16 protein-coding genes are annotated in these 13131 nt (G+C 54.7%); 9 read left to right on the top strand and 7 right to left on the bottom strand.

Annotation, left to right across the window (positions count from 1 at the left end):
• Nucleotides 1–395: 395 nt before the first annotated feature.
• Entirely contained in the window at nucleotides 396–1967 is a 1572-nt protein-coding gene (locus RI563_RS06115) for a PAS domain-containing methyl-accepting chemotaxis protein (protein WP_310693479.1), read from the bottom strand.
• A gap of 276 nt (nucleotides 1968–2243) precedes the next feature.
• A complete protein-coding gene (locus tag RI563_RS06110) occupies nucleotides 2244–2561 on the bottom strand; it encodes a hypothetical protein (protein ID WP_310693478.1) in 318 nt (105 codons plus the stop codon).
• A gap of 82 nt (nucleotides 2562–2643) precedes the next feature.
• Here RI563_RS06110 and RI563_RS06105 point away from each other — a divergent pair, with 82 nt between their 5' ends.
• Nucleotides 2644–3318 carry a Fe2+-dependent dioxygenase gene (locus RI563_RS06105; protein ID WP_310693477.1) on the top strand — a complete coding sequence of 225 codons (675 nt, stop codon included), beginning with the start codon at nucleotides 2644–2646 and terminating at the stop codon, nucleotides 3316–3318.
• A gap of 163 nt (nucleotides 3319–3481) precedes the next feature.
• Here RI563_RS06105 and RI563_RS06100 read toward each other — a convergent pair whose 3' ends face one another.
• The 5 genes from RI563_RS06100 to RI563_RS06080 form a co-directional block, all read right to left on the bottom strand.
• Nucleotides 3482–3691, bottom strand: a complete 210-nt coding sequence (locus RI563_RS06100) for a hypothetical protein (protein ID WP_310693476.1) — start codon at nucleotides 3689–3691, stop codon at nucleotides 3482–3484.
• A gap of 116 nt (nucleotides 3692–3807) precedes the next feature.
• Nucleotides 3808–4149, bottom strand: coding sequence for a TusE/DsrC/DsvC family sulfur relay protein (locus RI563_RS06095; RefSeq protein ID WP_310693475.1), 342 nt, complete (start codon nucleotides 4147–4149; stop codon nucleotides 3808–3810).
• A 146-nt stretch (nucleotides 4150–4295) separates the two neighbouring features.
• Complete coding sequence (cas6, locus tag RI563_RS06090; RefSeq protein ID WP_310693474.1) at nucleotides 4296–4970, bottom strand: type I-MYXAN CRISPR-associated protein Cas6/Cmx6; 675 nt, start codon at nucleotides 4968–4970, stop codon at nucleotides 4296–4298.
• A gap of 22 nt (nucleotides 4971–4992) precedes the next feature.
• A complete protein-coding gene (locus tag RI563_RS06085) occupies nucleotides 4993–5181 on the bottom strand; it encodes a sulfur relay protein DsrC (RefSeq protein WP_310693473.1) in 189 nt (62 codons plus the stop codon).
• 228 nt (nucleotides 5182–5409) lie between these two features.
• Nucleotides 5410–6321, bottom strand: coding sequence for a TauD/TfdA family dioxygenase (locus RI563_RS06080; protein ID WP_310693472.1), 912 nt, complete (start codon nucleotides 6319–6321; stop codon nucleotides 5410–5412).
• A gap of 471 nt (nucleotides 6322–6792) precedes the next feature.
• Between RI563_RS06080 and dsrA the strand changes: the two genes are divergently transcribed.
• The 8 genes from dsrA to dsrK all read left to right on the top strand — a co-directional run bounded on the left by dsrA (nucleotide 6793) and on the right by dsrK (nucleotide 13110).
• The gene (gene dsrA, locus RI563_RS06075) at nucleotides 6793–8052 is read left to right on the top strand and encodes a dissimilatory-type sulfite reductase subunit alpha (protein WP_310693471.1); all 1260 of its coding nucleotides are present in this window, start codon (nucleotides 6793–6795) and stop codon (nucleotides 8050–8052) included.
• Between the two features lie 47 nt (nucleotides 8053–8099).
• A complete protein-coding gene (dsrB, locus tag RI563_RS06070) occupies nucleotides 8100–9176 on the top strand; it encodes a dissimilatory-type sulfite reductase subunit beta (RefSeq protein ID WP_310693470.1) in 1077 nt (358 codons plus the stop codon).
• Nucleotides 9177–9196: 20 nt separating this feature from the next.
• The gene (gene tusD / locus RI563_RS06065; protein ID WP_134081966.1) at nucleotides 9197–9589 is read left to right on the top strand and encodes a sulfurtransferase complex subunit TusD; all 393 of its coding nucleotides are present in this window, start codon (nucleotides 9197–9199) and stop codon (nucleotides 9587–9589) included.
• Nucleotides 9590–9602: 13 nt separating this feature from the next.
• Entirely contained in the window at nucleotides 9603–10010 is a 408-nt protein-coding gene (gene tusC / locus RI563_RS06060; protein ID WP_310693469.1) for a sulfurtransferase complex subunit TusC, read from the top strand.
• A gap of 16 nt (nucleotides 10011–10026) precedes the next feature.
• Nucleotides 10027–10335, top strand: a complete 309-nt coding sequence (gene tusB, locus RI563_RS06055) for a sulfurtransferase complex subunit TusB (protein ID WP_310693468.1) — start codon at nucleotides 10027–10029, stop codon at nucleotides 10333–10335.
• A 41-nt stretch (nucleotides 10336–10376) separates the two neighbouring features.
• Nucleotides 10377–10712: a TusE/DsrC/DsvC family sulfur relay protein gene (locus tag RI563_RS06050; protein WP_310693467.1), complete on the top strand. Its 336-nt coding sequence runs from the start codon at nucleotides 10377–10379 to the stop codon at nucleotides 10710–10712.
• A 104-nt stretch (nucleotides 10713–10816) separates the two neighbouring features.
• The gene (locus RI563_RS06045) at nucleotides 10817–11545 is read left to right on the top strand and encodes a respiratory nitrate reductase subunit gamma (protein ID WP_310693466.1); all 729 of its coding nucleotides are present in this window, start codon (nucleotides 10817–10819) and stop codon (nucleotides 11543–11545) included.
• Between the two features lie 32 nt (nucleotides 11546–11577).
• A complete protein-coding gene (dsrK, locus tag RI563_RS06040) occupies nucleotides 11578–13110 on the top strand; it encodes a sulfate reduction electron transfer complex DsrMKJOP subunit DsrK (RefSeq protein WP_310693465.1) in 1533 nt (510 codons plus the stop codon).
• Nucleotides 13111–13131 lie beyond the last annotated feature (21 nt).

Genomic DNA, 13131 nt, shown 5'->3' with positions numbered 1-13131 from the left:
TCTGGAATAAAACGCGGAGGTCGCAGAGGCGCGGAGTCGCAGAGTAATTATTGATGATTCAATCGAGTTGGCACGGCACCGGATTAAGGGGGGATCAACTATCAAGAAATGCCTTACAAAGGCCCGCTTTCTCCGCGCCTCTGCGTCTCCGCGTCCTCTGCGTTCAACCCCGTAGCCTGAAAAAAACAGAAGACTTCGGATCTGGTTAACAAATGCCAGATTGCCGAACACCGCTACCGCTTTGTCACACCTACCTGTTGACACTTCACCACGAAGACGCGAAGCATCCTGATTGAAATTTCAGTACTTTTTCTTCGTATCTTCGCGCCTTCGTGGTTGCAAGGTTTTGATCTTCCTCGACCCTCGTAACTCGTCCCTCGGCCCTGTTATTCCCGTTACTTGGCCCAGAATTGATCCACCAGGGATTCCATGTTTTTGGCCGTTTGCAGCAAGTACTGACAGGACTCTTGCATCTGCTGCATGCTGGTGGAGTTCTGGTTCGCGAGATCGTTGATATTAACCATGTTGTGGTTGATTTCTTCGATCACCGTGGATTGTTCTTCGACGGCGGTGGCAATCTGGCTGTTCATGTCATTAATCGAACGCACCGATTCATCGATCTCGCTCAGGGCATCGCCCGCCTCGCCGGTCTGCTCGACACTGCGTTCGGTCTCGGCCTGACTTTTGTCCATGACCTCCACAGCCTGACGGGCACGGCCCTGTAACTGCTCGATCATACCCTGGATTTCCTGGGTCGCCTCCTGACTGCGCTGGGCCAGCATGCGCACCTCGTCCGCGACCACGGCGAAGCCCCGACCCTGTTCCCCGGCCCGGGCAGCCTCGATCGCGGCATTGAGCGCCAGCAGATTGGTCTGTTCCGCCACGCCGTTAATCATGTCGATGATCTTGCTGATATTGTCCGTGTCACTGCCGAGTGCCCGCACGGTCTCGCTGGCATTGTTCAGCTCCTGCGATAAACCGCGGATGGTGGCGATGTTCTGTTCCACCACCTCTTTGCCGCGGGTCACCGCCGTCGCGGCCTGGCGCGCGGCACCTTCAGCCTGAGAGGCACTGCTGGCCACTTCCTGGGACGAGGCATTGAGTTCGTTGATGGCGGTGGCAATCTGCTCGGTCTCGGCCGACTGTTGCTCCACCGCGCCGGAACTTTGCTGCATGGCGCAGGTGACGTTGCCGGACATGTCATGCAGGCGATTGCTGGAATCGGCGATCCGCCCGACCATACCAATCACTTCCTGATGCAGGAATTTGAACGCCAGTTGCAGTGTGCCGGCTTCATCCCGCCGTCCGGTATAGATCGCCTGCATCAGCGGCTTGTCGATAATCTCCCGGGCCTGACGGACCGCCTTGCGCAGCGGAGCGGTCACCAGCTGGTTGAGGGCCGCGGCGATAAGCAGGGCCAGCAATAAAGAACCCAGCTGCCAGGCCTGTGAGTCGCTCCAGAGCACGGCTCCCAGCACCGGTAACAGCGACACGCCAGTCACGGCCAGTAACCGGCTGCGCAGGCCGAAACGCGTCCGGGTGGCCTGCCGCGGCATTTTGCCATTGCTCAAGGCCGCATAATGACGCTCGGCCCGACGAACCTGATCCCGCTGTGGTTTGACCCGTACGGACTGGTATTCGACTACCTTGCCGTCGCGCATAATCGGTGTCACATAGGCATCGACCCAGTAATGATCGCCGTTTTTGCACCGGTTTTTCACCAGCCCCATCCAGCGCTGGCCCGATTTGATGGTTTGCCACAAATCCTCGAAGGCCGCGGACGGCATCTCCGGATGGCGCACCATGTTGTGGCTTTTTTTCAGCAACTCCTCGGAGGTGAACCCGCTGACATCACAAAAGTCGGGGTTCACATAGGTGATAACGCCTTTTGGATCGGTGGTCGAAAGGATATTCAGATTGGCCGGATAATCACGCTCCTGGCCGGTAATCGGATAGTTCTTTTTCATGACGCCGGACTCCCATGTGCCGTGCAGAAAAGTTCGTTCACTATCGCGCCGAGACCTCGTAGCTTCCCCACGACGCCTTTGTTATTACCTTAGCGTTTATACCACTATGTTCTTTAGGTTAATAGAAAAAAAGCCGCAGAATTTCAAGGAGATGCAGTCAAATCGACTCAGGGTTATCCCTGTGAGAACTAAGGGTTTACCCTGATTAGAGAGTAAGGAAAGGGAGAAACAGGGAGGAGAAACCGGATCGGCTGGCGCACGACCCGTCAGAGGGGATTACATGAAATGGGTTTCGGTCAGTTCGCCGTTGGTGTCGATCACCACGGTTTCGACATGCGGTGCCTTGCTGAGAATATAGGCGGCCATCATCTGCGCCATATTGGGATTGTCCGTTTCCAGCGCGGTCAGCAACTTGTCGGCGGCGATCTGACAGCGTTGTTCCGGACCCGGATTCTCCAGCCAGTCCCGGCCCATCTGCCAGCCGTTATCCATGTCGGCATCCATCTTGTCGAACATCGGCCTGGCTTCATTCAGCATGTTGTCCGGTACTTCCAGCGGAATACTTTGTCCATCCGCCATTACAGTCAGTATCATTGCGTGCTCCTGTTTGCCAGCGCGTCGACCGGCATGAATTTGATAGTATTGTAACGAATCCCTTCCACAGAGACACCACGTAATGCTTGTGACAATACCCGATGTGCTCGATCAACAGCGTCTCGACTATATCCGTTCCGTGCTGGACAACGCCCCTTTCGTCGACGGCAAACTCTCCGCCGGTATGGCGGCCAAACGGGTCAAACAGAACGAGGAGGTGGCCGCCGACGCACAACAACTCGAGCAGTTGAACAACCTGCTGATGGGGAATCTGGTAAAACATCCCCTGTACCAGGCTGCCGCCCTGCCGGCGAAAATCGCCGCCCCCTACTACGCCCGTTATCAACCGGGCATGGCCTACGGCGACCACGTGGACGACGCGATTATGGGACCGGCCCAGGGGCGCTATCGTTCGGATGTATCGGTAACGGTGTTTCTCAACGCGCCCGGGGAATATGACGGCGGGGAGCTGGTGATCCGCACCAGTTTCGGCAGCCAGTCGATCAAACTGCCGGCCGGCCAGGCCGTGGTCTATCCCTCCTCCAGCCTGCATCACGTGGCCGAAGTCACCCGGGGCGCCCGGCTGGTGGCCGTCTCCTGGGCCCAGAGCATGATCCGCGACCCGGCACAGCGCGAACTCCTCTACGGCCTCAACCAGGCCCGCGAGAGCCTGTTACAGCAACGTCCGGATGAGGAGGAGACAAAACAGGTCGATATCGCCTATTCAAACCTGTTCCGCATGTGGGCCGAGATCTAGAAAGCTTATCCGCAAAACACGCAAATAAACGCAAACCATGAATTCTATTTGCGTGAATTCGCGTTCATTTGCGGACTGATTTCTTCTCGAATCTATACTTAGGATTTAAATGAAAAACGGGGCGCAAGGCCCCGTTTTTCTTAGCTATTTCGCGGTGAGGCGATTAGCTGAAGGCTTTGGAACCGACCTGCTTGTGAGCTTCTTCCAGGACGTCCATGGCCAGATCACGGTATTCCTGACGGTAGCCGTCCAGGGTATGGCCGGATTCCGGCGCGTAGTAATCCTTGGGATCAACACCGTGGGTCTGTTCGTATTCAATGAATTTTTTCTGCATTTCGATCAATTTGGCGATCTTTTCTGCCTTTGAGCTCATAGCGGGTACCTCGCTCTCTATTCTATATATAAATAGTAGGATCTGAATTCGTGATGTGGGCTCAATGTAGCAGGCCGAACCTGCCCCGCCTATATCACTTTTGGTCTATGCCGGAATTAATAACCGCCCTTGCGTCGGCTTTCCGGCAGGCCGGCGACCTTGCCACCCTGCTTGGACGGCATTTTGGGGAACAGCGCGAAAGTATCCTTCTGGCCGATCTTGGCCCCCCACTTTTCGCCCATGGCCTTGAGGATGGTCCGCTCATTGGGCTGGGTCCCGGCATTGTTGATATATTCATCACGCAGGTAATTGATGATATCCCAATGCTTGTCGGTCAGCTCGCCAAGGCCTTCTTCGTTGGCGATCACCTGGGCCAGCTCCTCGTTCCAATCGTTATGGTCGAGCAGGTAGCCATTTTCGTTGGTCTCAATGGTCTTGCCGTTCAGTTCGTAAGCCATTTTTCTTTGTCCCCTGTAATATCAAGTCAGTATTAATAAACCCTATCGAAAATTACAATTGCCGAATATTAAAGGGCGCTTATTAAACCAAAAAATGGCGACAGGGTGAATACTTTTCGTGAGTTTTCGGCCATATTGACCGTGATTCAGACCGCCTTGATCCCTTTTTGCGGGACAAACAGGCCACAACCCAGCTTGCGGTGGGGCCCCAGCCCGGTTTCCTGCAGGCGTACCGAGTCCTCCGGCTTCAGATCGGCCAGCATCAGGCCGCGGGTATGCAGCGGGCCGTCGGGTGTGCGGATATCGCGCTCGATACTGGCCATCATCTTTTTGGCCTGGACATCCAGCTCACGCAGCTCCCCGGCAATCCGGGCCAGAAATTCATCTTCGTTCAGTCCCGGTTCGGTCGCCACACTGCGGGCAAACAGGGTCGGCAAATCACTTAACGGGCGGGTTTTGGCTTTCCCCACCGTCAGGCTGTAACCATCGATTTCGAGAGTTTGTCCGGACAACTGCAGGGCCTCATCGACCCGCTCGCGCGGGACGCGCAAAGTCATTTTTTGCCGACGGGAGAGATAAATCGGTGCATCGGGATCCTCTGGCCGTTGCCAGCCATTGCCGCTCTCCGCGCCGTAAATCGGATGGACACCGACCCGCTCCTCCTCGTACAGCCAGGGCAGCGCCTCATGCAGGGCCTGCGACAGGGAATAGGCGTGCTCGGCCGGCAGACAGGGACAATCCTGCACGTCAAAGATCACATCCAGCACATTCTCGGGAACAACAAATTGTTCCTGTTCGTCGTTCTCTTCACTCCAGAACACGTGATGATACCTCGCGTCTTATTCAGGTCCGGGCGGTAAAGACCGCTTCCAGGCGTTCTTCCCAGTTTTCCGGGGTATCCTGAAACGGCGGCTTGACATCCATCCGGAAAAACATTTCCCCTTCCTGGGCTTTTTCCACGATCACTTTTTCAAGCTGTTCGAAACTTTCCAGATCGTGGTTTTGCAGTAATACTTCACTTAACCAGAGCATAATCCTGTCCTGTTGCTTGTGAATTGAGTGCTCTCTCGCCAGGACGCAGAGACGCAAAGCAATATAATTTAATGTCCTGTTCCGTTGCGGGCTCTGCGTCTCTGCGAGAGTCTTTCTCTTTGCTGTTAATTTTGCTGTTCTCTCGCCAGGACGCAGAGAACGCAAAGTAATGTAATTTAATTCCCTGTTTGCGTTGCGGGCTCTGCATCTCTGCGAGAGTCACTGTTTTCATGTCTCGCTGATGCGATCGTAATAGCGCGCCCGATAGAGTAACCGCGGCTGCGCCGGGTCGTCGTCGAAGCCGCTGCGGCTGTGCAGCACATTGTTACACACGACACCTTCCCCGGGGGCCAGGCGATAGCGAAAGATATACGGCGAATCGCTGGCCAGAAATTCACGCAAACAGGCGACCGCCTCAAGGGTCAGGCTGTCGGCTTTCCACTCGATGTTGCGCTGGCGGTGGGTATAGCGCATATGCAGCGCGCCGGTTTGTGCATCGACGGAAAATACCGGCCCGCTCACCGCCCCGCGAATTTCGACACCCTGCTCCACATTGGGCGGAATGGTCATCGCATCGGCCGCCATCAGGGCCGATATATAGGCGGGATTGGTATCTCTCAAGTGGATGTAGGCCATTTCATGATCCAGCAGGGCATTCTCGCCCCCGCTGGCGGCCGGCCGGACGCAATGCAGCAGCATGGCCCGAATCATTTGATCGCCCTTATTATAGTATCCGTCCGTGTGCCAGCTCAGCGGCAGGTTACTGTAGGGGATATACCCCCGCTGGCGCCCGTTGGGGATCACCTGCAGCGCGGTAATGCTGTCCTCGTCGGCGCACAGATTCCCGTCCAGGCGCTCGAGTCCCAGCTGTCGGCCCAGCGCCCGGATCGCCTCGCGCTCGGTCGCCGGATCGGCCTGATAGATTGCCATGTTGCAGCGCTGCACCTGCTCGCGCAGGCGGGCATGTTCATGCTCGCTCAGGTTAGCGGGATCGGCCAGCGACACACGCAGTTGTGCGGCGCTGGCCGGATAGTCAGCCAGACGCTGATCCCGCCACTGTCGATAGGCGGTGTCATTGTTCAGGTCATAGGCGGCAACCGCCTCGGCCCTGTTTTTTATCGGTGCATTAATGATTTGCATTCTGGCCATTCATCAGTAGAATACGCCCACATTTTACGGGGTATCCCCGACTCTTTTAGTCGGGTATATCTCGTCGGCGAACCGGTGCCCCCTCTGCTATATATAGCAACGCTTTAGCGGAATCGGGAAGTCACGGCGCGGACCGCAAAACAGATTAGAGCACACCGCGCCAGACAGACGAATACCCAGCTGGTAATACGTCCGGACGGACGACCACTCGGTTTTGTCCCGGAGTGAACGATGTTTGTGTATCGGGTGGACGAGACCCCCTACATGTAGTGGCCTGGTGGTATACCCCATTAGGGATAACCCGGGGGCGCCAATTCACCCCATCAGTATGATACTCGTCACAAAAGTTGCGGCATAGACTTCGGGCAACTTGTAAAAGATGTGTTTAATCCCACGGCTTGGTGGGGTTTATAAGGTAAAACGTTAAACGGCTTATTTGGGTAACCCCTTAAGGAGAACACCATGGCTGCAAAGAAACTGTATGACACTCCGATGCTGGATGAGCTGGAAAAAGGCCCCTGGCCCAGCTTTATTTCCGGTTTTAAGCGTCTGCGCGACGATCATCCCGACGAACGAATCAATGAAATGGCCAGTTCCCTGCTGGGGCAGCTGGAACACTCTTACGAAACCCGCAAGGGTTACTGGAAAGGTGGTACCGTATCTGTATTCGGTTATGGCGGCGGTATCATTCCGCGCTTCTCCGAAGTTGGCGACGCCTTCCCCGCTTCTCGCGAATTCCATACCCTGCGCGTTCAGCCGCCGGCAGGTAACTACTACACCACAGACATGCTGAACCAGCTCGGCGACAGCTGGGAAAAACACGGTTCAGGCCTGGTCACCTTCCACGGTCAGACCGGTAACATCATGTTCATCGGTACCAACACGGCCGGTACCCAGCACTTCTTCGACGAAATCAACGAATACGGCTGGGACCTCGGCGGTGCCGGTCCGTGTGTACGTACCGCCATGTCCTGCGTCGGTTCCGCCCGTTGCGAACAGTCCTGCGCCAACGAGCACGGTATTCAGCGCTGGCTGGTCAACAACTTTACCGACGACGTGCATCGCCCGGCCCTGCCCTACAAGTTCAAGTTCAAGGTCTCCGGCTGCCCGAACGACTGCGTGAACGCCATCGAGCGTGCTGACTTCGCCATCATCGGTACCTGGCGCGACGACATGAAAGTCGACCAGGAAGAAGTCAAGAACTTCGTCCAGGCAAAAGGCCGTGAATACGTTATCGACAACGTCATCACCCGTTGCCCGACCCAGGCACTGAGCCTGAAAGACGACGACACGCTGGAAGTCGACAACCACAACTGCGTACGTTGCATGCACTGCCTGAACGTTATGAACAAGGCACTGTCTCCCGGCGACGACCGCGGTATCACCCTGCTGATCGGTGGTAAGCGTACTCTGAAGATCGGTGACCTGATGGGTACTGTTATCGTGCCGTTCATGAAGCTGGAAACCGAAGAAGATTACGAGCGCCTGGTGGAAATCGCCGAGGAAACCATCGACTTCTTCGCCGAAAACGCTCTGGAACACGAACGTACCGGTGAAATGATCGAACGTATCGGTCTGGTGAACTTCCTGGAAGGCGTCGGTATCGACGTAGATCCGCATATGGTTAACAACCCACGTCAGTCTTCTTATGTACGTACTGATGGCTGGGACGAGGAAGCCGAAAAATGGTTTGCACGCAAAGCTGAAGAAGCTTCCGCGTAAACCATCAAGGTTGACAGATTAAAGATTAACTCAATCAGGAGATAATGATGTCATTTGAAGATATGCGTCAGCCTATTGAATCTGGTTGTCCTGACGGCTTCCAGTACATGCATCCGGTAATGCGCAAGAACTTCGGCCTGTGGAAATTCCACGAACACCCGAAACCGGGTGTTCTGCGCCACGTCGCTCACAGCGGCGACGAAATCTGGACCGTCAAGGCTGGTACCCAGCGTATTCTGGACGTTTATTCACTGCGCAAGCTGACTGAAATCGGCGAAAAATATGGCGACGGCTATGTCCGTTTCACCATCCGCAGTAATATCGAATACATGGTTTCCGATGCGGCCAAGGTTGATCCGTTGATCACCGCCCTGACCGACGCCGGCTTCATTGTTGGCGGTACCGGTAACTCGGTTGCGATGATCTCGCATACCCAGGGCTGGTTGCACTGCGACATCCCGGGCACCGACGCCTCGGGTGTTGTTAAAGCCATGATGGACGAGCTCATCGAAGAGTTCCAGAACTGCAATATGCCTAACCGTGTGCATATCACCACTTCCTGCTGCCAGATCAACTGTGGTGGCCAGGGTGATATCGCCATCAACGTTCAGCATACCAAGCCGCCGCGCATCAACCATGACCTGGTTGCCAATGTTTGCGAACGCCCGTCGGTTGTTGCCCGTTGCCCGGTTGCCGCGATTCGTCCTGCCATGGTTAACGGCAAGGCTTCCCTCGAAGTCGACGAGAAGAAGTGCATCTGCTGTGGTGCCTGCTTCCCGCCCTGCCCCCCGATGCAGATCAACGATCCGGAACATACCAAGCTGGCTATCTGGGTTGGTGGTAACCACTCCAATGCCCGTAGCAAGCCGACTTTCCAGAAGCTTGTTGCTTCCGGTATTCCGAACAATCCGCCGCGTTGGCCTGAAGCAACTGCCATCGTCAAGCGCATTCTCAAGGAATACAAGGAAGGTGCAAAAGACTGGGAGCGTATCAACGACTGGATCGATCGTATCGGTTGGCCGCGTTTCTTCGAAGTCACCGGTCTGCCGTTTACCAAGTACCACATCGATAACTGGCGTGGTGCCCGTAACAGTCTGAACGCTTCAACCCACATCCGCTTCTAAACCAAGGGGACGTTAATCAGATGAAGTATGTTATTCAGGTTAACGAAGGCCCTTACAATCATGAAGCTTCCACCTCGGCCCTGAACTTTGTCAGGGCCGCGCTGGATGCGGGTCATGAGGTCTTTCGTGTATTTTTCTATCATGATGGCGTAAATAACGGTACGCGTTACACCACACCGCCGCAGGATGATCTGAACATTGTGAACACCTGGTCTGAACTGGCCAGTAAACACGAACTGGATCTGGTGGTTTGTGTCGCAGCCGCTCAACGCCGCGGTATTGTTGATGAAGGCGAACAGAGTCGAAACGGTAAGGACGGCAATAACATTGCTCCCGGTTTCCGGATCTCTGGTCTGGGGCAGCTGATTGAAGGCTGTGTTCAGGCAGATCGTCTCATGGTATTTGGCGACTGATTAGGGGTGCCTCATGTCTGATGTGAAGAATTTTTTATATCTGAACCGCCGGGCGCCCTACGGTACGGTCTATGCCTGGGAATCCCTGGAAGTCGTACTGATTGGTGCCGCATTCGAACAGGATGTATCACTGGCATTCGTTGACGATGGCGTTTACCAGATCATGAAAGGTCAGGATACCTCCGAGCTCGGCATAAAGAACTTCTCGCCGACCTACTCGGCCCTGGGCGATTATGACGTTCAGAAAATTTATGTCGAAAAAGAATCGCTCGACGCACGTGGTCTGACCGTCGACGATCTTCTCGATCTGAAATATGAAGACGAAGACGACGACTGGGCGGAAAAAGACTCCATCAAGGTCGTCTCTGCCGAGGAACTCGCCAAGCTTATTGACGATTCCGATGTCGTTTTGAGCTTCTAAGTATAAGGTGGGAAAAATGCCGATTTTACACGCTGTAAATAAATCACCTTATGAGCGTAACTCTCTCGATAGCGCTATAAGTCACGCTCTCAAGGGTAGCTCCGTTATTATGTATGAAGACGGGGTTTATGGTGCGATGAAGGGTACAGCACATGCTGACAAGGTCTCAGGCGCCATGAAAGATGTTTCTTTCTACGTTCTGGGCCCTGACCTTAAAGCCCGAGGCATCGACGAAAACAAGCTGATCGACGGCGTCAAGGTTGTCGACTACAGCGGTTTCGTTCAGCTGACTGTCGATAACGACAAAGTCAGCGCATGGACTTAATGAGTAAATCCACACACAGTATCTTACTGAGGAGATAAACGATGGGTACTATCAACGTAGGTGGCAAAGAGCTGGAAGTCGACGAAGAAGGTTATCTGTCAGACCTGTCAGAATGGACTCCGGAAGTTGCCGAATATATGGCTAAAGACGAAGGCCAGGAACTGACTGAAAATCACTGGGAAGTTATCAACTTTCTGCGCGAGTACTATGAAGAGTACCAGATTGCGCCGGCGGTTCGTGTACTGACCAAGGCTATCGGCAAGAAGCTGGGCAAGGAAAAAGGTAACAGCAAGTACCTGTACGAACTGTTCCCGTATGGCCCCGGCAAGCAGGCATGTAAATATGCCGGTCTGCCCAAGCCGACTGGCTGCGTCTGAACACCGACGCTGCGGAATTCGAGGGGAGTATGACTCCCCTCCTTTCCACTTAAATATGATCTAAACCGATAATTACAACGAGTTAACGTAGAGGGAACAGTAGCATGTCGGCGCTGTCCGTGACTTACGCAATATTATTTTATGCGGCAACCCTGCTGCTGGTTGTTGGTTTGGTGCGCAAGATTGCCTTGTATGCACGTACGCCGGCACCATTAAAGATTCCCACGACACCGGCTCCCGTGAGTCGTTCCGGTGTTGTATTAAGAATGGTACAAGAAGTTGTACTGTTCACCAGCCTGTTCAAGGCGACCAAGTGGACCTGGCTGTTTGGCTGGTTGTTCCATCTGGGCCTGTTACTCGTATTGCTGCGACATCTGCGTTATTTCCAGGCGGATACCTGGTTCTGGGTTGATCTGATTCAACCGTTTGGTAAATACGCTGCTTTTGCCATGGTCATCGGCCTGCTCGGCCTGTTTGCCCGGCGGATTTTCGTGGATCGGGTGCGTTACATTTCCTCGCCCTCCGATTATCTGATGCTATTACTGCTGATTGCCATCGGCGTCAGCGGCATGCTGATGACCTTTGTCGCGCATACCGACATTGTCATGGTTAAAGCCTTTTTCCTTGGTCTGCTGCGTTTCACCATTGAACCGCTGCCAAGTGATGCTTTTTTACTGGTTCATCTGACACTGGTTGCACTGCTGATGATTATCTTCCCCATCAGCAAGCTGCTACACGCACCGGGTGTGTTCTTCAGCCCGAGCCGTAACCAGGTCGACAACCCGCGGGAAAAACGCCATCTGGCACCGTGGGCTGCTGAACTCGAGAAATAAATACACTGGAAAGTCGCTAGAGGATTACTGACGTGGCAGACTTCGATACACCGGAATTGCACGAATACCCGCTCATCCCCAAGCTCAAAGAAGGGGTGATGGCGCACAGCAAGCCCTATGTGGCCAAGCCTCAGTTCCAGGAAGCCCTGGGTTTTCCCGGCGAGCTGGTGGAAAACTGGGAAGAAAAGGCGCTCGAGAAACTCGATGATCTGCGCGGTCGCTACCGCTCGTTGCAGGTTTATCTGGATTCCTGCGTCAAATGCGGCGCCTGTACCGACAAGTGCCATTATTACCTGGGTACCAGCGATCCCAAGAACATGCCAGTAGCACGCCAGGATCTGCTGCGCCAGGTCTATCGCCGCTACCGCACCTTTGCCGGGAAATATTTCCCCAAGCTGGTCGGCGCGAAAGACCTGACCAAGGATGTCCTCGACGACTGGTACAGCTACTTTCATCAGTGCTCCCAGTGCCGACGCTGTTCCGTGTTCTGCCCCTACGGCATTGATACCGCCGAAATCTCCATGGCCGCCCGTGAAATCATGGACGCCATCGGTGTCGGGCAGAAATACTGCAACGAAATCATCGGCAAGGCCGCCACCATCGGTAACAACCTGGGGCTGCCCGAGCCGGCCCTGGCCGACACCCTGGAAGGCCTTGAAGAAGAGGTCGAGGAAGATACCGGTGTGCCGGTCAAGTTCCCGCTGGATCAAAAAGGCGCGGACATCCTGCTGGTCACCCCGTCCGCCGACTTCTTCGCCGAGCCGCATGTGGACGGCCTGATCGGTTATGCCAAGGTCTTCCATGAAGCCGGCGTCAGCTGGACAATGAGTTCCTACGCCTCCGAGGCGGCTAACTTCGGCATGTTCATCGGCAGTTACGAAAACATGCGTGACCTGTCCATGCGGGTTCGCAAGGCCGCCGAGGATCTTGGCGTCAAGCGTATCGTATTCGGTGAATGTGGCCATGCCTGGCGTGTTGCCTACAGCTTCCTGAATACGCTGGCCGGTCCGTTCGACTTTCTGGATCCCAATTATCCGGTACCGCAGCACATCTGCGAGTTTACTTACGATCTGATCCAGAAGAACAAGCTCAAATTCGACAAGTCCGAAAACGACCACATGACCCTCACCTTCCACGATTCCTGTAATGTGGCACGTGCCTCGCGCATGGGTGATAAGCCCGGTGGTCAGTTTGATATTCCGCGCGCCATTATACGCGCTGTTTGTAACAACTATGTCGACATGCCCGCTGACTACATCAAGGAAGCCACTTTCTGCTGTGGTGGCGGTGGCGGTCTGTTGACCGACGATCTCATGGAGTTGCGCGTCAAAGGCGCCCAGCCCCGCATGGAAGCTTACAAACGCGTCGTGGACGATAACGGCGTAACCAACGTGGCGGCGATCTGCGCGATTTGCAAGAGCCAGTTTACCAAGGTCCTACCCTACTACGGGTTCGGTATGACTGACATTGTCAGCGTCCATCAGCTGGTCAGCGAGGCGCTCATTTTGAGTGATGCCCCGAGTGACGAAGAAGATGAAGCGACTGAAACTGAATCAGAAGCTTAAACTTTTACGATTTGACGGTAT

The sequence above is a fragment of the Thiohalophilus sp. genome (genome assembly GCF_031581315.1).
In the GTDB taxonomy this organism is placed as follows: domain Bacteria; phylum Pseudomonadota; class Gammaproteobacteria; order UBA6429; family Thiohalophilaceae; genus Thiohalophilus.
This window is presented reverse-complemented; position numbering and strand designations above follow the sequence as displayed.